The organism is Paenibacillus sp. MABNR03, from assembly GCF_050455445.1.
GTDB classification, from domain to species: Bacteria; Bacillota; Bacilli; order Paenibacillales; family Paenibacillaceae; genus Paenibacillus; species Paenibacillus xylanilyticus.
Genome location: NZ_JBCIYR010000011.1, coordinates 1 through 18571, shown reverse-complemented (window position 1 = coordinate 18571; position 18571 = coordinate 1). Strand labels below are relative to the sequence as shown.

Sequence of the window (18571 nt, the reverse complement as noted above, 5' to 3'; positions counted from 1 at the left end):
TCTTGCTCCGAGACAGGTGAATAGGATGATACCGCAATATTTAGTGGATTTTGATCTGTCCGCACTGCCCATGGTAGAGACGGATGTACTGGTTATTGGTTCCGGCATCGCTGGGTTGTTTACAGCAATCAGGGCGAGTGAACATAACCGGGTGTTGATGATCACGAAGAAGTCATTATTGGAGAGCAATACCCGTTATGCACAGGGAGGCATCGCTGCGGTAATCGCTGAAGATGACTCTCCTGCATACCATCTGCAGGATACACTTGTGGCTGGAGCGGGACTATGTCGCCCAGAGGCAGTAGAAGCATTGGTAAATGAAGGCCCGGATGGAGTGAAGGAACTGATTCGTCTGGGCACGTTATTTGATGTGGAGAACGGCGAGCTGGCGTTGACGCAGGAAGGTGCGCACAGCCACCGCCGTATTTTGCATGCGAATGGAGATGCGACTGGATATGAGATCGTGAGGGCTCTTGCAGCTCAAGCAAGTGAACATCCTGGCATAGAGGTATGGGATGAGCATTTTGTAATCGATCTGATCACGGATCACGGAGAATGCGTGGGGGCTCTGGTTCAGAAGCCGGATGACTCACAGGTATTCGTTAAGGCACGGGCTACCGTGCTCTGCTCCGGCGGGGCTGGGCAGTTGTATCGCTACACAACCAATCCGGAGGTGGCTACCGCCGATGGTGTTGCCATGGCCTATCGTGCGGGTGCAGTCATTCGGGATATGGAATTCATCCAATTCCATCCGACCTCCTTATGTTATCCAGGAGCCCCACGTTTCCTGGTTTCTGAAGCGGTACGGGGTGAAGGTGCTTATTTGCGCAATATAAAAGGCGAGCGGTTTATGGAACGTTACCATGCACAGCTTGAACTGGCACCGCGTGATATTGTAGCGAGAGCAATTGTCAGTGAGATGGAGACGACAAACAGCACATTTGTGTATCTGGATATAACTCATGAGCCAGCTGAGATGATCAAGCATCGATTCCCTACCATATATGAAACCTGTATGCGGTACGGACTGGATATGACCACAGACTGGATTCCGGTCGCTCCTGCAGCTCACTATATGATGGGCGGCGTTAAGACGGACTTAAACGGGGAGAGCAGTATCGGCAGGTTGTTCGCTTGTGGAGAGGTATCGTCCACTGGGGTACACGGAGCCAATCGATTAGCGAGCAACTCTTTGTCCGAAGCGATTGTGTTTGGGCATCGAATTGTTGAGCGTATTCAATCACTGCCTATGCTTAACTCAACTCAGGTAGGAAGCCCCCTACAGCGTAGCAGAGAGAATGAAATAATGTCCGGACAACAACCTATTTCCGAACGGCGATTGCGTCTGCAGAAGATGATGGTTCGTCAGGTGGGTCTGCGACGTAACGGTGTCCATCTGCAAGAAGCCATGGATAAGCTAAGAAGCGAAATGAACATTTTCGACCACGTGCTTACGCACAAGGAAGAGATGGAATACGCCAACCTTTTGACCTGTGCCTGGCTGGTAACCAGTGGAGCGTTACACCGACAGGAAAGTAGAGGGGCACACTACCGTGAGGATTTCCCCCTGCGTGACGATGCCGTTTGGCAGAAGCATAGTTTGCAGCAACGAGAACAAGCGATTGTGGAGGAATTGATGTCATGATACTGAACGGATATAATGAAGGACTCATTGAATCCATTAGAAACTGGCTTCGTGAGGATGTTGGATCAGGGGATGTTACCACAAGTGTGACTATTCCGGCAGGCCACCAATCCAAGGCAGTCATTCACGCCAAAGACAATGGAATCATTGCAGGCGTACCGGTAGCTGAACTGGTATTTCAGGTGGTAGACCCTACGCTTGTTTTTAAGCCAATGGTGCAGGACGGAGACCGGGTTACACGGGGAACAACACTGGTGGAAGTGGAGGGAAGTACCCACAGTCTGCTGACGGGTGAACGGCTGGCTCTGAATCTGCTGCAGCGCATGTCCGGCATTGCTACCCGCACACGTTCGTATGTAGATGCATTAGAGGGTCTTTCCACGCGATTGGTCGATACTCGCAAAACAACACCAGGCCATCGCATGCTTGAGAAGTATGCTGTCCGCATTGGTGGAGGGGCCAATCATCGATTCGGACTATACGATGCGGTTATGATCAAGGATAACCACATTAAGGGTGCAGGCGGCATCACAGAAGCTGTGCAACGGGCACGGGCCGTCATTCCGCATACGATGACCATTGAGGTGGAGACGGAAAATCTTACACAGGTACAGGAAGCCTTGCAGGCAGGCGCAGATATCATTATGCTGGACAATATGCACCCGGATCAGATGCGTGAAGCCGTTGCGGTTATTCACGAACAGGCTCCGCATGTGAAGGTGGAAGCATCGGGCAATGTCTCTCTGGATACCATCCGGGGGATTGCCGAGAGTGGTGTGGATGTAATTTCCGTTGGAAGGTTAACCTATTCTTTCGAGAGCCTCGACATCAGCCTGGATTTAAACGAAAAGAAAGAGGGGTGAACCTCTTTGATTCTTGTTGTAGACGTGGGCAACAGCAATATCGTACTCGGCGTGTATCAAGGCCGGGCGTTGCTCCATCATTTTCGCTTGAGTACATCCCGTCAGTCGACAGTGGATGAATACGGCGTATTGATTTATAATTTATTTCATATGTCGGATATATCAACCCGCGACATTGAAGGAGTAATCATCTCATCGGTGGTTCCTCCGCTGGTACATGTCATGGAAGCGATGTGTGAAAAATATGTTGGTAAAAAGCCCATGGTTGTAGGACCTGGTATCAAAACGGGTCTGAACCTGAGGTATGAGAATCCGCGCGAGGTAGGCGCAGATCGTATTGTGAATGCCGTGGCAGCCGTTGAAAAATACGGTGGTCCACTTGTGGTCGTTGATTTCGGTACAGCTACGACATTTGACTGCATTGATGAAAAAGGCCACTATCTGGGCGGAGCCATCGTACCGGGGATTCATATTGCCACCGAAGCGCTCTATGAGCGGGCATCCAAGCTGCCTCGCATTGAATTGGAGAAGCCGAAGAAGGTCATAGGACGCAATACCGTACATGCCATGCAGGCAGGCATTATTTATGGCTATGCTGGACAGGTCGACGGGATTGTTGAGCGCATTCGGGAAGAGATGGGCGCACAGCCCAAAGTCATTGCAACCGGGGGACTTGCACCACTGATTGCAGAGGAAACCCGCAGCATCGAGGAAGTCGATCCGCTGCTTACGCTTGAAGGGCTGCGTATCATTTATGAGCGGAACCGGGAAAGGTAAGGAAAGAGACGGCATACAGCGGGCTGACTTTTAACAGTCTTATGTAATGTGCCGTTTTTTCTGTAAATTGAACGAAGTTATAAGTTAAACGAATGATTCACACAGTTCAACGTATAAAAATTCAATTTATATATCGTGTGTCAGAAATAATATGGTGATACGCCAAAGGAGGCTGAATGACTTGGAAAACAACAACAAACAGGACCGCTTGATTCGCGGAACAGCAATGGAAGGACGGGTTAGAGCCTTTGCTGTCCAAACGACGGAGTTGGTTGAAGAACTGCGCAGAAGACATGATACGTTTCCCACGGCTACAGCTGCCATGGGGCGTACGGTTACAACTGCAGCCATTATGGGTGCAATGCTTAAAGGTAAAGAGAAATTGACCATTCAAGTCAAGGGAGATGGCCCCATTGGACAGATCGTTGCCGATGCCAATGCCAAAGGCGAGGTTCGTGGCTATGTGACGAATCCGCATGTACATTTGCCGAGCAACAGCATGGGTAAGCTTGACGTTAGAGGAGCGGTTGGCACAGAGGGGTTTGTCAACGTAACGAAGGATCTTGGTTTGAAGGAACCTTATCGTGGCAGTGTACCGATCATATCGGGAGAGCTCGGCGAAGACTTTACGTACTATTTTGCCAAATCGGAGCAGACGCCTTCAGCCGTAGGAGTTGGTGTACTTGTAGATACTGATAATTCTGTCATTGTTTCGGGCGGATTCATTATACAACTGCTGCCAGGGTTAACGGATGATGAAATTACCGTAATCGAGAACGCGATTGGTACATTGCCTCCTGTGACAACGTTGCTGGAACAAGGGCTTGAACTGGAAGAGCTGCTTAAACGCGTACTGCCTGATGTACAGGTCATGGATGGAATGGACATTCATTTCCAATGTGAGTGTTCCAGGGAACGGGTCGAGAAAACATTGATCAGCCTCGGCCAACACGAAATGGAACAACTGATTGAAGAAGAAGGCAGAGCCGAAGTAGTGTGCCAGTTCTGTAATGAAGCCTATGAATTCAACAAGGAACAACTCGAGACCATTCTAGAGCAAGCCAAGAACTGATATAAGCGGGGACGGGACGCGGAATGACGAGACAGGAAAAAGGGCTGTGGACGGCTGTAATTGTCTTGACGCTCGGCATGTTGGTTATGGGTACGGTTATGGTGGTGCAGGGGATCAGACCGGGACGTGACGAAGCAGACGCACCCCATGATGCCGGTCAGGAAGAAGGAAGCACAATTGCCACGATTAATGGAGAGGTCATTACGGACAAGGAATGGACCGATGCACTGAAAAGACGTTATGGCAGCGATATGCTCCTTCAGATGCTGAACCGTAAAGCTGTTTATGCGGAGGCTGTGGTTCGAGACCTGACAGTCACTCCGGAAGAGATCGCAAAGGAACTGGCTGCAGCGATGGATGGCTATGATTCGGAACAGGCCTATTATGACGAGATGAAGTCCCAGCTCGGCCTGACGCGACAGGAACTTGAACTGGAAGCTGGTTATCGGCTTTTGCTAGAGAAGATTGCTACGAGCGGCATTCAGGTCAAGGATGCAGATATTGAGCGTTACTGGAATGATCACCGCGAGGATTTCGTTTCTCCCGAGAAATACGATCTGTCCATGATTTTGGTGGAGAAGGAAGCAAAAGCCAATGCGTTACTGGATGATTTGGAGCAGGGTGCAAACTTTGAAGATATGGCGAGAGCTGAATCGACGGATAGCTTCACCCGTGACTCCGGTGGGCGACTTGGCTGGATTGAACAGAATGATCCGTTTCAGTCCGAAGACATCATGAATTTGGCCGAAGAACTCGATATTGGCGATATTGCTGGGCCGGTACAGGTCGAAGAAGGATATGCCATTATTAAACTAAATGACAAACAGGATGCTCAGGCTCAGTCCGCAGAAGAGGTACGTGAAGATATCCGGATGCAGCTGGCTCTCAGTGAGGCTGATCCACTTCCCCAAGTGGAAGAGAGGCTTCGTAACAAGTATGAGGCCGTGATCATTGCCGAGATTCCAGCTTCCTGATTGATTTGACCGATCGATGGATTGTGACGCTGCATCGTGATAAAAATACTCTGTCTACAGCCTTAGGGCCCAGGACAGAGTATTTTTTTGAGTACTCATATTGACAATAAGGTGCAAGGTTGATAAGATAAAAATAATAAATACCTACTCGTTTACTCGGAATAAAGGCAGTATATATACCTAAGAAACCTTCGGAAACCTCAGATCCAGTCTATGGGTAAGTTATTAGGCCGGCTGGAGTTAAGGGATTTCCGCAGTTCTTCTATAAACATCAAGAGGCTGCCCCGGCCGCACAATATAAGTAACAGGACTTAAGTATTATTCATCCCACTAAGGAGGGCATTCATATGGCTAAAGTTGTTAATAACGTAACAGAACTCATCGGAGGTACTCCGCTTGTTCGTCTGAACCGTATCGTACCTGAAGGCAGTGCTGAAGTATTCGTGAAACTTGAGTATCAGAATCCGGGTTCGAGCGTTAAGGACCGTATTGCGATTAGCATCGTGGAAGAAGCGGAAAAAGAAGGCAAGCTGAAACCAGGTGATACCATCATCGAGGCAACCAGTGGCAATACGGGAATCGGACTTGCAATGGTAGCTGCAGCTAAAGGCTATAAGTCTGTCATTGTAATGCCTGAAACGATGAGCTTGGAGCGTCGCAACTTGCTTCGTGCCTATGGTTCTGAGCTTGTGCTCACGCCGGGATCCGAGGGAATGAACGGCGCAGTCAAAAAAGCGGAAGAATTGCTCAAGGAAAATCCAAGTTACTTTATGGCTGAGCAGTTCAAAAATAAAGCGAACGTAAAAATTCACCGTGAGACAACAGGTCCTGAGATCGTTGAAGCGATTCAATCTGTTGGCGGTACATTGGATGCTTTTGTTGCAGGAATCGGTACAGGCGGAACAATCACGGGTACAGGTGAAGTACTGAAGGAAGCCTTCCCGTCGATCAAAATCGTTGCTGTAGAGCCAGCTGCATCACCGATTCTGGCAGGCGGCAAACCTGGTCCTCACAAAATCCAGGGAATCGGAGCCAACTTTATCCCTGAGATTCTCGACCAAGAAATCTATGATGAAATCATTCACATTGAGAATGATGATGCATTCGAAACGGCTCGCCAGGTAGCGAAGGAAGAGGGCATTCTGTCGGGTATTTCTTCCGGTGCAGCAATTCGTGCAGGTTTGCAAGTAGCCAAACAGCTGGGTGCAGGCAAACGTGTCGTTGTCATCGTGCCAAGTAACGGCGAACGTTACCTAAGCACACCACTTTACAACTTCGAAGGTTAAGAGTAACCATGATGAAACTGATCCTCCTTGCCCACATGATGGGTAGGGAGGATTTTTTGCTGAATGCTTTTAAAAGGGGCGGCGCTTTAGTATACTATCAGACAACAGAACTAGCGACAGATGGAGGGCGGCTAACCGCGATGACACACCTGATGACAACATACGCCGACTGGACAGAGTGGGCCGGACAAGGATGGACCATGATGCCTTATATGATCAAGTCGGATAAAGGGCCGGTTCATGGCGGTTTACCGTTAACATGGGAAGCGGCTTGGCACGAGGCTTCGCCTTATGCAATGGTGCTGGAGAATGGCAAGGGTGGAAGATATACCTTTCTGGGGTTGCACCCGGTATCCGTTATTTCAGGCAAGGGTTATGAAGCGGTCATTCATGATTTGAAAGAGGGATCAACATCGACGGATACGGGTAAGCCGCTGGACGTGTTACAAAGGTGGTTAGCTCCGTACACCGCTCCCAAAGTGAACGGTGCTCCGGACTTTGGTGGGGGAAGCACAGGCTATCTAAGCTATGACGTAGCCAGGTCACTGGAGAAGCTGCCAACCTTGGCTGAAGATAACCCGGCCCTGCCGGATTATTGGTGGATGCGCTTTGAGGAGATTTGGGCATATGATCATGAACAAGAAGCGCTGTACTGCATGGTGCATCTGCCGTTAGGAGCTGAACCGGACGAGGCCTATCTTCAAAGCTTATATGCAGAGGCTCAAGTACGTGCAGAGGCCATGCGGCAGCGCTGGTTGCATATTCTGGGCTTTGCACAGGCGGAAGAGCAGCAGCAGGCATTGGAGCATCGCAGCATGCAGATGCATCTGGCTCAGCAGCAGGAAGACGCTGATAAGGAAACAGAGGGCTGGCAGACCTCTTTTCCTCAACAGGACTTTGAACAGGCTGTACGCACAGTGCAAGAGTATATCCGGCAGGGTGATGTGTTTCAGGTGAACCTTTCCCTGCGGCAGGAGAAGCCAATTCAATCCAGTGCAGAGCACATTTACGAATGGCTGCGCCTTGTGAACCCATCGCCTTATATGGGCATGCTTCGCAGCCCGGACTTCCAGCTCGTGAGCGGTTCGCCGGAGCTGCTTGTCAAAGTAAACAATGGCAAGGTCAGTGCACGTCCAATCGCAGGTACACGGAGAAGAGGCCGTAATGAGGCAGAGGATGAGGCAATGGCGGCTGAGCTGCTGAACAGTGAGAAGGAACGGGCCGAGCATATTATGCTGGTTGATCTGGAACGGAATGATATTGGAAGAATCGCAGCCTATGGTTCGGTTCATGTACCCGAATTAATGACCATCGAGAAATATTCGCATGTGATGCATTTGGTTTCCCAAGTGGAAGGCAGACTGGCAGAGGGTTTATCTGTATTTGATGTCATTGCGGCCACGTTTCCTGGTGGAACGATTACCGGTGCACCCAAAGTGCGAACGATGGAAATTATCGAGGAACTTGAGCCCGTCCGCCGAGGTCCGTATACAGGATCGATCGGGTGGATCGACTATAGTGGGAATATGGAGCTGAATATCGTCATTCGGACACTGGCCATCAAGGACGGTACTGGTTATGTACAAGCTGGAGCGGGTATTGTCATTGATTCCGATCCGTATCGGGAGTACAGGGAGTGCCGGAACAAGGCGAGAGCCATGATGAGGGCCGTGAATTATAGTGAGGAAGCGGAAGCAGCAGTAGCGGTCAAACAAAAATAAACAATGCAACCGTCTCTGTATAGACGGAAGAAGAGGAGGAACAAGGATATGATACTGGTCATCGACAATTACGATTCCTTCACGTACAACCTGGTTCAATACCTGGGTGAACTGGGGGAGACGGTGGAGGTCCGCCGGAATGATGAGATTGATCTGGCAGGCATTGAGGCAATGGCACCTGAACATATTTTGATCTCCCCTGGACCATGTACTCCGAATGAAGCGGGCATCAGTCTGGCTGTCATCGATCACTTCAAGGGCAGTATTCCGATCTTTGGCGTTTGCCTGGGACATCAGGCTATCGGACAAGCCTTTGGAGGTAACGTCATTCGTGCCGATCGTATGATGCATGGCAAGACATCGGAGATGCATCATAACGGAACATCCGTATTTGCCGGACTGCCTTCTCCATTCACAGCAACCCGCTATCACTCTCTCATTGTGGAGCGCAGCAGTCTGCCGGATTGCCTGGAGATTACAGCTGAGACGGCAGAAGGCGAAATTATGGGACTGCGTCATAAGGAGTTCGCCATCGAAGGTGTGCAGTTCCATCCGGAATCGATCATTACGGACCATGGTCATCAGATGCTGCGCAACTTCCTGTCTCAGAAGGTGAAGGTATAGGCATGCAATACGCCGCGATAAACGGAAATGTAGTCCATATGGCGGCAGCCGTGGTTCCGGTGACGGATCACGGCTTTTTGTACGGACTTGGGTTGTTCGAGACATTTCGGACGTACCAGGGTGTTCCCTTTTTACTGGAGCATCATTTGGAACGAATGGCTGCAGGGTGTGCGGAGCTTGGTATTCCATTTACTACAACAACAGAAGAAGTGATGGACTGGGTCAACCGTCTGCTGCAGGCAAACGAGCTTCAGGATGCATATGTGCGCTACACAATTTCGGCAGGTGAAGCTGCGCTTGGCCTGCCCTCCGGGGATTATGAGAGCCCTAATCATATCGTATTTGCAAAAGCATTACCTGAGCCCTCACCATCTCTATACGAGAGAGGCAAATTGCTTCAGTGCCTATCCACGGTGCGCAACACACCTGAAGGAAATATACGATTCAAATCACTGCATTACATGAACAGCATCCTTGCCAAGCGGGAGTTGAACGGTTACGGGGAGAGGGTCCAGGGAGCAGAAGGCCTGCAATTGACCCGGGACGGACATGTAGCTGAAGGTATTGTCAGCAATATATTCTGGGTTCGGCATGGCATCCTCTATACGCCCTCCATTGAGACGGGAATATTACCGGGCATCACGCGAGCGGTAGTCATGGAACTTGCAGCTCATATGGGAGTTACCTGTAATGAAGGGTTGTACTTTTGGGATGAGCTGCAGGAAGCAGATGAGATATTTTTGACAGGATCGGTTGCAGAGCTTGTCCCGGTTACCACTTTGCGAGGGCAGGACGGAAACGAAACGATAATCAGTAACGGACATATCGGCCCGGTTACAGCAGCACTTCTGAGTATGTACCGGCAGAAAGCGGGGTATACTTCATGACACTTACACCAGTCATATATGAACGGAACTATTCATGGGGGCCAGCAGAACTGAAGCTTGGCACACGGACACAGATTATGGGCATTCTGAATGTCACACCCGATTCTTTCTCTGATGGAGGACGGTATACCCAGGTAGAACAGGCAGTTGCCCATGCGATACAGATGATGGAGGATGGTGCCGATCTGATTGATATCGGCGGTGAATCTACACGGCCAGGTTCCGAAGCCGTCGGTGCCGAGGAGGAGCTCAGCCGAATCATTCCTGTAATCGAAGCGTTGCGGCAGGAAGCTCCGCACATTCCGATATCGGTAGATACCTATAAGGCGGAAGTTGCCCGCCAGGCCATTCTTTCGGGTGCCCACATTATTAATGATGTATGGGGAGCCAAGGCAGACCCGGATATGGCACGCACTGCCGCAGAACTGGGATGCCCCCTCATTTTAATGCACAATCGACCAGAACGGGATTACACAGATTATCTGAAAGATGTGGTTCGAGACCTGCAGGAAAGTATCCAAATTGCATTGCAGGCTGGAGTACACCAGGATCAGATTATTCTTGACCCTGGTATTGGCTTCGTGAAGGATCTTACGGAAAACCTGACGCTCATGTCATCCCTTGGTCTGCTTAACGAGATGGGGTACCCGGTCCTGCTGGCAACTTCACGGAAACGATTCATTCAGAACACCCTTCAGGTACAGGCCCATGATGCAGTGGAAGGGACGGCTGCAACGGTTGCATTCGGCATCGCCCAAGGCTGCCAGATGGTGCGGGTTCATGATGTGAAGCCGATCCGGCGGACGGCGGATATGTGTGATGCCATGCTGTATGCCTCTCCGGGTCTGCGGAGGAAATAAATCGAGCGGGTATGGATGACCCGTGAGGTGGAAGCGCAGCGTTTTGCATGAGGTAACGAACGATCTTAGTGATACACAATCCCAACATTATAGAAGGCGGGCGGATATTATGGACAGAATGGTATTGCATCGAATGGAGTATTACGGATATCATGGCGTTTTTGCAGAAGAACGGAAGCTGGGACAGCGCTACTACATCGATCTGGAGCTGGATATGGACTTGGGGGAAGCGGGACGTACCGATGATCTGACCAAGACGGTTAATTATGCGGAGATCCATGAACTTGTTAAACATATCGTTGAAAATAAATCATTCCAGTTAATTGAAGCTTTGGGCGAACATATTGCATCTTCTTTACTGGACACTTATACTATTATCAATGCACTGACAGTTAAGGTGACGAAGCCGCATCCGCCGTTTGATATTCATTTTGAGGGCGTAACTGTAGAGCTTCGCCGCACAAGAAAGTGAGAACCGATCATGATCGCACATTCGACCTCTGAATATTCAGAGGCTTATATTGCTTTAGGGGCCAATTTGGGTGACCGGGAACAGACGCTGCTTGAAGCGTTAACGTTACTGGATGCACACCCTAATATAGTAGTCCTGCGCTGTTCATCTCTATATGAAACAGAACCAGTAGGGTATATAGATCAGCCTTCGTTCCTGAATATGGCGGCTGCTGTACAGACGAATCTTACACCCGAGCAGCTGCTCACCGAATTGCTTGAAGTTGAGAACCGGCTTGGGCGAGTTCGCGATATTCGCTGGGGTCCTCGAACGGTAGATCTCGATTTGCTGTGGATGGCTGGAGAGAGCCGGGATACTGAATTGCTTCAACTACCGCATCCACGGATGGGAGAACGGGCTTTTGTGCTTGTTCCATTGTCAGATATCGTACCTGAAGGCGAGCTTTCAGGCTTGTATACCTATGTACACACATCGTTATCTGTACTGGATGGAAAGGATGGAATACAGCTTTGGAAAACGTGCAACTGGCGAACCGAATCCGGGCCTTTCGGAAGCTGAAGGGTATGACACAACAGGAACTTGCCGCGGAGACTGGCATATCGCTGGCCATTCTGGGTACGATTGAACGGGGGAACCGCAAGGTATCCGAACAAGAGCTGAATCGCATTGCGAGCGTGCTGAGCATCAGCATTGAAGAATTACAGGGCAAATAGAAAGACTTCACTGTCATCATGAATTACACAATTGGTTTCACGAAGACACTTACCGTTAATCGTTGATTGTATATAGCCAACATAACCCGGATTCGTGCAAGAAAAATCTGTGGTAATTAGAAGGAGCGAAACAATAAAATGCTGAAAATCGGTGGCATTGAAATGAAAAACCAGGTCGTACTTGCGCCGATGGCTGGCGTTTGTAATCCGGCTTTTCGTCTGATCGCAAAAGAATTCGGAACAGGCCTTGTATGTGCGGAGATGGTGAGTGGCAAGGCTATCGTGCATGGCAACAAGCGTACACGTGAGATGCTGTTTGTAGATGAGCGTGAGAAACCGCTGAGCCTGCAAATTTTTGGGGGCGACCGTCAAGCGCTTGTAGAAGCAGCCAAAATTGTGGACAAAGAAACCAACGCAGATATCATCGACATCAACATGGGCTGCCCTGTGCCAAAAGTGACGAACTGCGATGCAGGTGCACGTTGGTTGCTTGATCCAAACAAAATCTACGATATGGTATCCGCTGTAGTGGACGCGGTTGAGAAACCAGTGACAGTCAAGATGCGTATCGGCTGGGATAACGAGCACATCTACGTTGTGGAGAATGCACTTGCGGTTGAACGTGCTGGCGGACAGGCGGTAAGTGTGCACGGCCGTACACGTGAGCAGCTTTACACGGGTACTGCTGACTGGTCCCACATTAAAAATGTCAAAGAAGCTGTCTCCATCCCGGTTATCGGGAACGGAGATGTATCTTCACCGGAAGATGCCCGTCGCATGCTGGATGAAACGGGTTGTGACGGAGTCATGATCGGCCGAGCCGCACTGGGTAATCCCTGGATGCTGTATCGTACCATTCAATACCTGAGTTCCGGGGAATTGCTTCCCGATCCGAGCGCAGAAGAGAAAATCCGTGTAGCCATTCTCCATATGGACCGCCTGATTGCTCTGAAGAATGAGGCAGTAGCAGTGAAGGAGATGCGTAAACATCTGGCTTGGTACCTGAAAGGATTAAAAGGTTCTGCGCGCATCAAGGACGTTATCATGGAAGGAACGAGACGTGATGAGATGGTGCAAATTCTGGAGAACTTTGTAGGCCAGCTTCATAATGAAGAGTACAATGATGCAGAATCGGCTGTAGTCGAAAATGCATCCTAATCCTGTCCTGTAAAACGTTTACAGATACAAGGGGTGTAACATTGACTTTTCGAGACCGTTCCCCTATAATTTCACAGTATAAATTCGCCATGTGCGTTATAAGGCTAGTGCATCAGGAGGAACGTTCTGTTTCTCCGGAGAACTTCATATAGTTTTGAAGATATATGCGGTCGGAGCTCTGTAATCAGCATGGGTTCCGTTGCCGTGCAATCAAATTATTCCCATGACAGGAGAATCGGTTGAGATGAGCGATAAGGAAGTTATCCTTACACAAGAGGGACTCAAGAAGCTGGAAGAAGAACTGGAAACACTGAAATCGGTTAAGCGCCGCGAAGTGGCTGAACGGATCAAAGTAGCCATCGGGTATGGGGATATTAGTGAAAACTCCGAATACGAAGACGCGAAGAATGAGCAGGCCTTCATTGAGGGTCGTATCATCACTCTGGAGAAAATGCTCCGGAATGCGCGGATTATCAACAGCGATGAGATTGATACCGATGCGGTGAGCGTAGGTGCAACCGTTACTGTAGAAGATCTGGAATTCGGAGACATTACAGAGTACACGATCGTAGGTACCGCGGAATCCAATCCGCTTCAGAACAAAATATCGAATGAAAGCCCTGTTGGAAAAGCCATTTTGGGTAAGAAAAAAGGTACTGTTGTTGACGTAAGCGTACCAGCTGGCGTAATTCAATATAAAATTGTAGATATTAAGAAGCAATAGTTATTGTATTGTAATGAAGCAGTCGGGCACTGAGACAAAAGCTTCCTTAGGGAAGCTTTTTTCAACATTTGAGGAAGAACACATCTGAGGATGTCTGCAATGTAAATAAGGAGATGAATATAGATCATGACGGATGAAGTCTTGAATCAGGAAACCGAACTTAGCGAGCTTTTGCAAATTCGCCGCGACAAATTGGACGAGCTCCGCAAATTGGGAATCGACCCTTTTGGCCAAAAATACGTACGTACCGAAGAAGCCGGTTCTATTCTGAAGAAGTATGAAACACTGACCAAGGAAGAGCTGGAAGAGAAGCAGATCGAAGTCAGTATTGCCGGACGGATTATGGCGAAGCGGGGAATGGGTAAGGCAAGCTTTGCACATATTCAGGACCTGAGCGGCAGAATCCAGATCTATGTTCGTCAGGATACCGTTGCAGAAGACAAGTTTGCAGCATTTAGCCTGCTCGATCTTGGTGATATTGTAGGTGTTAGCGGGGTAGTGTTCAAGACCAAAACCGGCGAGACATCTGTAAAAGTCAAAGATCTGGAAGTACTGTCCAAGTCGCTCTACCCGCTTCCAGATAAATATCATGGTCTCACAGATGTAGAGCTGCGCTATCGTCAGCGCTATGTGGACCTGATTATGAATCCAGAAGTACAGCAAACTTTTATTACACGTTCCAAAATCATTCAGTCGATGCGCCGTTATCTGGACTCCCTTGGCTATCTTGAAGTGGAAACTCCTACACTGCACAGCATCGCTGGTGGAGCCGCTGCCCGTCCATTCATTACGCATCATAATGCGCTCGATATGGAACTGTACATGCGCATTGCGATTGAGCTTCACTTGAAACGTCTGATCGTAGGCGGCTTGGAAAAGGTATATGAAATCGGCCGTGTATACCGGAATGAGGGGATGTCGACTCGTCATAACCCTGAGTTCACCATGATTGAGTTGTATGAGGCTTATGCTGATTATAAAGATATCATGCAGTTGACTGAGAATCTGGTTGCCCATATTGCACAGGAAGTGCTGGGTACGCAGGTTATCCAATATGCGGATTACCAAGTGGACCTTACACCACAATGGCGTAGAGTAACTATGGTAGACGCAGTTAAAGAAGTTGTCGGTGTGGACTTCTCCGTGCATATGACAAATGAAGAAGCTCACCGTCTTGCAAAAGAACACAAGGTTCCGGTTGAACCGCACATGACGTTTGGACATATTCTGAATGCATTCTTCGAACAGTTTGTTGAAGAAACACTGATCCAACCGACGTTCATTATGGGTCATCCGGTTGAGATCTCTCCACTGGCGAAGAAAAGTGATGCAGATCCGCGCTTCACAGACCGCTTCGAGCTGTTTATCGTTGGACGCGAGCACGCCAATGCCTTTACCGAGCTGAACGATCCAATTGATCAGCGTCAACGCTTTGAGGCACAGCTGCTTGAGAAAGAGCATGGAAACGATGAAGCACATGAAATGGATGACGACTTCATCCGTGCTCTAGAATACGGTATGCCACCAACAGGTGGACTGGGCATCGGGATTGATCGCCTGATCATGCTGCTGACCAATTCGCCTTCGATTCGTGACGTACTGCTCTTCCCACACATGCGTCCACGTACGCAAGAATAATAAGGAACGTATTACACGTTCATAATAGAAGAGGAACCTGCCGTTCAGTATCATGCTGGGGCAAGTTCCTCTTTAGGTTTACATAGGATGCTTTACATGGTTTCTTGGTTCGTTTGATCTGATTACAGATTGTATTATGTTAAAAGAGGTGCCCTTCATGAAATTCAGGCTTCACATTGCCAAATTTCTGTCACCCCCGCTTATCCTGGTTGGCGGTTTCCTGCTGATTATTGCCATTGGCACCGTTTTGCTGATGCTGCCCATTTCAAACCGAAGCGGTGAGCATTTGGCATTTATTGATGCGTTATTTACGTCGACTTCAGCAGCATGTGTGACTGGACTCGTCGTAGTAGATGTAGGAACTACCTTCAACCTGTTTGGTCAGATCGTCATCATGGTGCTCATGCAGCTCGGTGGACTGGGCTTCATGACCATTGCAACGCTGTTTGCGCTAGTGTTGGGTAAACGGATCTCCCTGAAGGACAGGCTGCTTCTGAAAGAGGCGATTAATGCAGACAGCATGGAAGGCATTGTGCGCATTATCCGGAAGGTGTTGATCTTTTCTTTTACCATTGAGGGTGTGGCTGCTGTGATTCTGGCGCTGCGCTGGGCAACGGAGATGCCTTTGGGACAAGCCGCATACTACGGCATATTCCACTCGGTTTCCCTATTTAATAACGGAGGATTTGACCTATTTGGCAACAGCTTCCAGTATTATACGGGAGATTGGCTATTTAACCTGACTGCATCCGTGCTTGTTATATCAGGCGGACTCGGCTTTGTGGTGTTGAATGATCTGTTTGAGTATCGCAAACGCCGCCGTTTATCCTTGCAGTCGAAGCTTGTGCTCTCCGTGTCAGGCGGGCTCATTGGAATTGGGGCAGTGGTGCTCTTTATCTTTGAATTCACCAATGGACATACCCTGGCCTCGCTTAGCTGGCCTGAAAAGATCTATGCCTCCATCTTCCAGTCTGTTTCTACACGTTCGTCCGGAACAAGCTCGATTGATATCACCCAGATGAGACAAGCTACTCAGTTTTTCTTCATTTTGCTGATGTTTATCGGTGCTTCACCGGGCTCAACCGGCGGTGGGATTAAGACAACAACGTTCCTGATCATGATTGGAGCTGTATACGCCATGATTCGCGGTAATAAGGATATCGTATTTTTCCGTCATCGTGTTCCGAAGGAACTCCTTATGAGAGCGTTGACCATCATAATGGTCTCGTTAATTATTTTCATGGTGGTGGTGATGCTCCTGCTTACGACAGAGGATTCGCCATTCCTGCCACTGATGTTTGAAGCCGCTTCTGCAATCGGCACGGTGGGTTTGTCGGTAGGAGTGACTCCTGAGCTGACGGATGTGGGGAAAACCATTATCTCCTTTACCATGTTTATTGGACGGATCGGACCATTAACCATTGCATATGCGCTTCGTCCGCGCAAAGAGAAGAAGTTGTATCGTCATCCGGAGGGTCGCATTATCATCGGATAAACAAAAAACCGTCAGACATTCGAGCTAACTCCTGTTATCAAAAGGGATCAGCTTCAGAGTGACTGTCGGTTTTTTGTGTTTTTGCAGGACTAACACTCAACTTATGCAATAATCTACTGCAAAGAGACTGCTGGAGATGCTATTCATGCCCTCGACATAATGAAGCAAGATGTAAAGAGAGAATATCCTCCATGACCTTGGCAGTCACCTGATCAGGTCGAAGAACGGCATGAATGGCCAAACCATCCACCAGGGCATACAAACGTTCTATTTCAAGTTCTCTATCGAGATCAACCCTAGAGAGATCAAGTTTAACGAGGTACATTATTACGGTAGCCACAGCTTGTCTGAGTTCATCATATACCTTATCGGCAAGCTCTTTGAGAGCTGGGTCAGTTTTGGACTTGGCTGTAAAAGCATACCACACCTCCATTTCAGCCAATTTTTCGTCCGTGGTAGGCATGAATTCAAGCAGCAAACGTTTCATGTTGTCCATGGGAGAACCGTTGAATGACATCTGCTGAATTCGGCTTGATACCCGCTCGGATACCAGATTCATTGCATATAGGAGTAATTCGGATTGGGTTGAGAAATAGTGACGCATAGAACCGGCGGATATTCCCGCTTCTTCAGCAATATTCCGTACAGATGCCTGCTCCATCCCATCTCTTCGGATGATGCGCCAAGCTGCTTCAGCAACGAGCAGACGTTGTTTATCATGATCTACTATTTTAGGCATACACGAATTATATCATGGTTGCTTAATATAATACAAATGTGCTAAATTGTATTTAATACATTCGTGTTATTAAAGGAGGAGTTAATTTGATCGCCTATTTTATTATAGGGTGTGAGATTGCCTTTTGGGTTTTCGTTGCTGCTGGATTAAGCGTAAGGTATTTGCTCGGAATGAAGCGCTTGGGAGTGACGTTGCTGATGGCAACGCCCATTATCGATCTATTGTTATTAGTGGCTACCGTTATGGATCTGCAGCGAGGCGCTACGGCAAGTATGGTCCATGGAATAGCAGCCATATATATAGGAGTCAGTATCGCTTATGGTCACCAGATGATTGCATGGGCAGATCGATATTTTCTATTCTGGTTCAAGGATGGGGAGAGTCCACGCAGCAGGAAGGCGTATGGAAGCGAACATGCAAGTAAGGAACGGAGAGGATGGTTTCGACACCTGGCGGCCTATATCATAGGAACTGCATTCTTACTGGGTATGACTTGGTGGATTGGTGATGCTACTCGCACAGAATCGTTCATGAATATCGTTAGAGTTTGGGGGATTGTGCTGGTCATCGATTTTGTAATTAGCTTCAGCTATACCTTGTGGCCACGAAAGGTGCCTGCGAAGAAAGTAAAGTGAAATGAGATAAAGATTAAGTAGAAACTTGAGTAAAAGAAGAGCAGTTATGAGGCATGCGTATGTTGTGGGAATTTAATTCAAGTATATGCATGCCGTTGATGTAGGGATTGATGTAAGTGTGAGAATGGAGGGACGTATAGAGATGTTGGAGAATGGAGGGACGTATAGAGATGTTGATTTGTTATAAACACCTTAGTATAAGGTTTATAACTTTTTTCGAAAAAAGACTTGCATAAAAAATCTGTACATGGTATATTCTAATTCCGGCCAAGAAAACACGAGAAACAC

19 protein-coding genes are annotated in these 18571 nt (G+C 48.5%); 18 read left to right on the top strand and 1 reads right to left on the bottom strand.

What is annotated here, in order from left to right; all coding sequences use genetic code 11:
* Positions 1-25: 25 nt before the first annotated feature.
* The 17 genes from nadB to AAIH57_RS27965 all read left to right on the top strand — a co-directional run bounded on the left by nadB (position 26) and on the right by AAIH57_RS27965 (position 16909).
* A complete protein-coding gene (nadB, locus tag AAIH57_RS28045) occupies positions 26-1645 on the top strand; it encodes an L-aspartate oxidase (protein ID WP_175394608.1) in 1620 nt (539 codons plus the stop codon).
* On the top strand, positions 1642-2508 hold the full coding sequence (nadC, locus tag AAIH57_RS28040) for a carboxylating nicotinate-nucleotide diphosphorylase (protein WP_430023794.1): 867 nt from the start codon (positions 1642-1644) through the stop codon (positions 2506-2508). The genes nadB and nadC overlap by 4 nt, the downstream gene beginning before the upstream one ends.
* Positions 2509-2514: 6 nt before the next feature.
* Positions 2515-3285 carry a type III pantothenate kinase gene (locus AAIH57_RS28035; RefSeq protein ID WP_175394606.1) on the top strand — a complete coding sequence of 257 codons (771 nt, stop codon included), beginning with the start codon at positions 2515-2517 and terminating at the stop codon, positions 3283-3285.
* Between the two features lie 181 nt (positions 3286-3466).
* Positions 3467-4357 (top strand): Hsp33 family molecular chaperone HslO, encoded by an 891-nt coding sequence (gene hslO, locus AAIH57_RS28030; protein WP_281366010.1) that lies wholly within the window; start codon positions 3467-3469, stop codon positions 4355-4357.
* A 23-nt stretch (positions 4358-4380) separates the two neighbouring features.
* Positions 4381-5331, top strand: coding sequence for a peptidyl-prolyl cis-trans isomerase (locus tag AAIH57_RS28025; protein ID WP_175394604.1), 951 nt, complete (start codon positions 4381-4383; stop codon positions 5329-5331).
* 347 nt (positions 5332-5678) lie between these two features.
* The gene (cysK, locus tag AAIH57_RS28020) at positions 5679-6617 is read left to right on the top strand and encodes a cysteine synthase A (RefSeq protein ID WP_175394603.1); all 939 of its coding nucleotides are present in this window, start codon (positions 5679-5681) and stop codon (positions 6615-6617) included.
* A 140-nt stretch (positions 6618-6757) separates the two neighbouring features.
* On the top strand, positions 6758-8338 hold the full coding sequence (locus AAIH57_RS28015; protein ID WP_430023811.1) for an anthranilate synthase component I family protein: 1581 nt from the start codon (positions 6758-6760) through the stop codon (positions 8336-8338).
* A 48-nt stretch (positions 8339-8386) separates the two neighbouring features.
* On the top strand, positions 8387-8962 hold the full coding sequence (gene pabA, locus AAIH57_RS28010) for an aminodeoxychorismate/anthranilate synthase component II (protein ID WP_175394602.1): 576 nt from the start codon (positions 8387-8389) through the stop codon (positions 8960-8962).
* A 2-nt stretch (positions 8963-8964) separates the two neighbouring features.
* Positions 8965-9849 (top strand): aminodeoxychorismate lyase, encoded by an 885-nt coding sequence (pabC, locus tag AAIH57_RS28005; RefSeq protein WP_430023793.1) that lies wholly within the window; start codon positions 8965-8967, stop codon positions 9847-9849.
* Complete coding sequence (gene folP / locus AAIH57_RS28000; RefSeq protein WP_430023792.1) at positions 9846-10709, top strand: dihydropteroate synthase; 864 nt, start codon at positions 9846-9848, stop codon at positions 10707-10709. The genes pabC and folP overlap by 4 nt, the downstream gene beginning before the upstream one ends.
* 109 nt (positions 10710-10818) lie before the next feature.
* Positions 10819-11181, top strand: a complete 363-nt coding sequence (gene folB / locus AAIH57_RS27995; RefSeq protein ID WP_095362233.1) for a dihydroneopterin aldolase — start codon at positions 10819-10821, stop codon at positions 11179-11181.
* A 9-nt stretch (positions 11182-11190) separates the two neighbouring features.
* A complete protein-coding gene (folK, locus tag AAIH57_RS27990; protein ID WP_430023791.1) occupies positions 11191-11739 on the top strand; it encodes a 2-amino-4-hydroxy-6-hydroxymethyldihydropteridine diphosphokinase in 549 nt (182 codons plus the stop codon).
* A complete protein-coding gene (locus AAIH57_RS27985; RefSeq protein ID WP_175394598.1) occupies positions 11691-11894 on the top strand; it encodes a helix-turn-helix domain-containing protein in 204 nt (67 codons plus the stop codon). Before folK ends, AAIH57_RS27985 begins: the two co-directional genes overlap by 49 nt.
* A 138-nt stretch (positions 11895-12032) precedes the next feature.
* On the top strand, positions 12033-13052 hold the full coding sequence (dusB, locus tag AAIH57_RS27980; protein WP_175394597.1) for a tRNA dihydrouridine synthase DusB: 1020 nt from the start codon (positions 12033-12035) through the stop codon (positions 13050-13052).
* A gap of 244 nt (positions 13053-13296) precedes the next feature.
* Positions 13297-13776, top strand: a complete 480-nt coding sequence (greA, locus tag AAIH57_RS27975; RefSeq protein WP_095293395.1) for a transcription elongation factor GreA — start codon at positions 13297-13299, stop codon at positions 13774-13776.
* A gap of 126 nt (positions 13777-13902) precedes the next feature.
* Complete coding sequence (gene lysS, locus AAIH57_RS27970) at positions 13903-15414, top strand: lysine--tRNA ligase (RefSeq protein ID WP_430023790.1); 1512 nt, start codon at positions 13903-13905, stop codon at positions 15412-15414.
* A gap of 157 nt (positions 15415-15571) precedes the next feature.
* Positions 15572-16909 (top strand): TrkH family potassium uptake protein, encoded by a 1338-nt coding sequence (locus AAIH57_RS27965; RefSeq protein WP_430023789.1) that lies wholly within the window; start codon positions 15572-15574, stop codon positions 16907-16909.
* A gap of 139 nt (positions 16910-17048) precedes the next feature.
* On the opposite strand, the gene AAIH57_RS27960 is transcribed toward AAIH57_RS27965, so the two are convergent.
* Positions 17049-17648: a TetR/AcrR family transcriptional regulator gene (locus AAIH57_RS27960; RefSeq protein WP_430023788.1), complete on the bottom strand. Its 600-nt coding sequence runs from the start codon at positions 17646-17648 to the stop codon at positions 17049-17051.
* Positions 17649-17734: 86 nt separating this feature from the next.
* On the opposite strand from AAIH57_RS27960, the gene AAIH57_RS27955 reads away from it, so the two are divergent.
* Positions 17735-18283 carry a 2TM domain-containing protein gene (locus AAIH57_RS27955; protein ID WP_430023787.1) on the top strand — a complete coding sequence of 183 codons (549 nt, stop codon included), beginning with the start codon at positions 17735-17737 and terminating at the stop codon, positions 18281-18283.
* Positions 18284-18571: the final 288 nt, after the last annotated feature.

Coding starts and splice junctions, on each gene's coding strand:
- nadB (WP_175394608.1), top strand. CDS start 26: ATGATACCGCAATATTTAGTGGATTTTGATCTGTCCGCACTGCCCATG.
- nadC (WP_430023794.1), top strand. CDS start 1,642: ATGATACTGAACGGATATAATGAAGGACTCATTGAATCCATTAGAAAC.
- AAIH57_RS28025 (WP_175394604.1), top strand. CDS start 4,381: ATGACGAGACAGGAAAAAGGGCTGTGGACGGCTGTAATTGTCTTGACG.
- cysK (WP_175394603.1), top strand. CDS start 5,679: ATGGCTAAAGTTGTTAATAACGTAACAGAACTCATCGGAGGTACTCCG.
- AAIH57_RS28015 (WP_430023811.1), top strand. CDS start 6,758: ATGACACACCTGATGACAACATACGCCGACTGGACAGAGTGGGCCGGA.
- pabA (WP_175394602.1), top strand. CDS start 8,387: ATGATACTGGTCATCGACAATTACGATTCCTTCACGTACAACCTGGTT.
- pabC (WP_430023793.1), top strand. CDS start 8,965: ATGCAATACGCCGCGATAAACGGAAATGTAGTCCATATGGCGGCAGCC.
- folP (WP_430023792.1), top strand. CDS start 9,846: ATGACACTTACACCAGTCATATATGAACGGAACTATTCATGGGGGCCA.
- folB (WP_095362233.1), top strand. CDS start 10,819: ATGGACAGAATGGTATTGCATCGAATGGAGTATTACGGATATCATGGC.
- folK (WP_430023791.1), top strand. CDS start 11,191: ATGATCGCACATTCGACCTCTGAATATTCAGAGGCTTATATTGCTTTA.
- dusB (WP_175394597.1), top strand. CDS start 12,033: ATGCTGAAAATCGGTGGCATTGAAATGAAAAACCAGGTCGTACTTGCG.
- greA (WP_095293395.1), top strand. CDS start 13,297: ATGAGCGATAAGGAAGTTATCCTTACACAAGAGGGACTCAAGAAGCTG.
- lysS (WP_430023790.1), top strand. CDS start 13,903: ATGACGGATGAAGTCTTGAATCAGGAAACCGAACTTAGCGAGCTTTTG.
- AAIH57_RS27965 (WP_430023789.1), top strand. CDS start 15,572: ATGAAATTCAGGCTTCACATTGCCAAATTTCTGTCACCCCCGCTTATC.
- AAIH57_RS27960 (WP_430023788.1), bottom strand. CDS start 17,648: ATGCCTAAAATAGTAGATCATGATAAACAACGTCTGCTCGTTGCTGAA.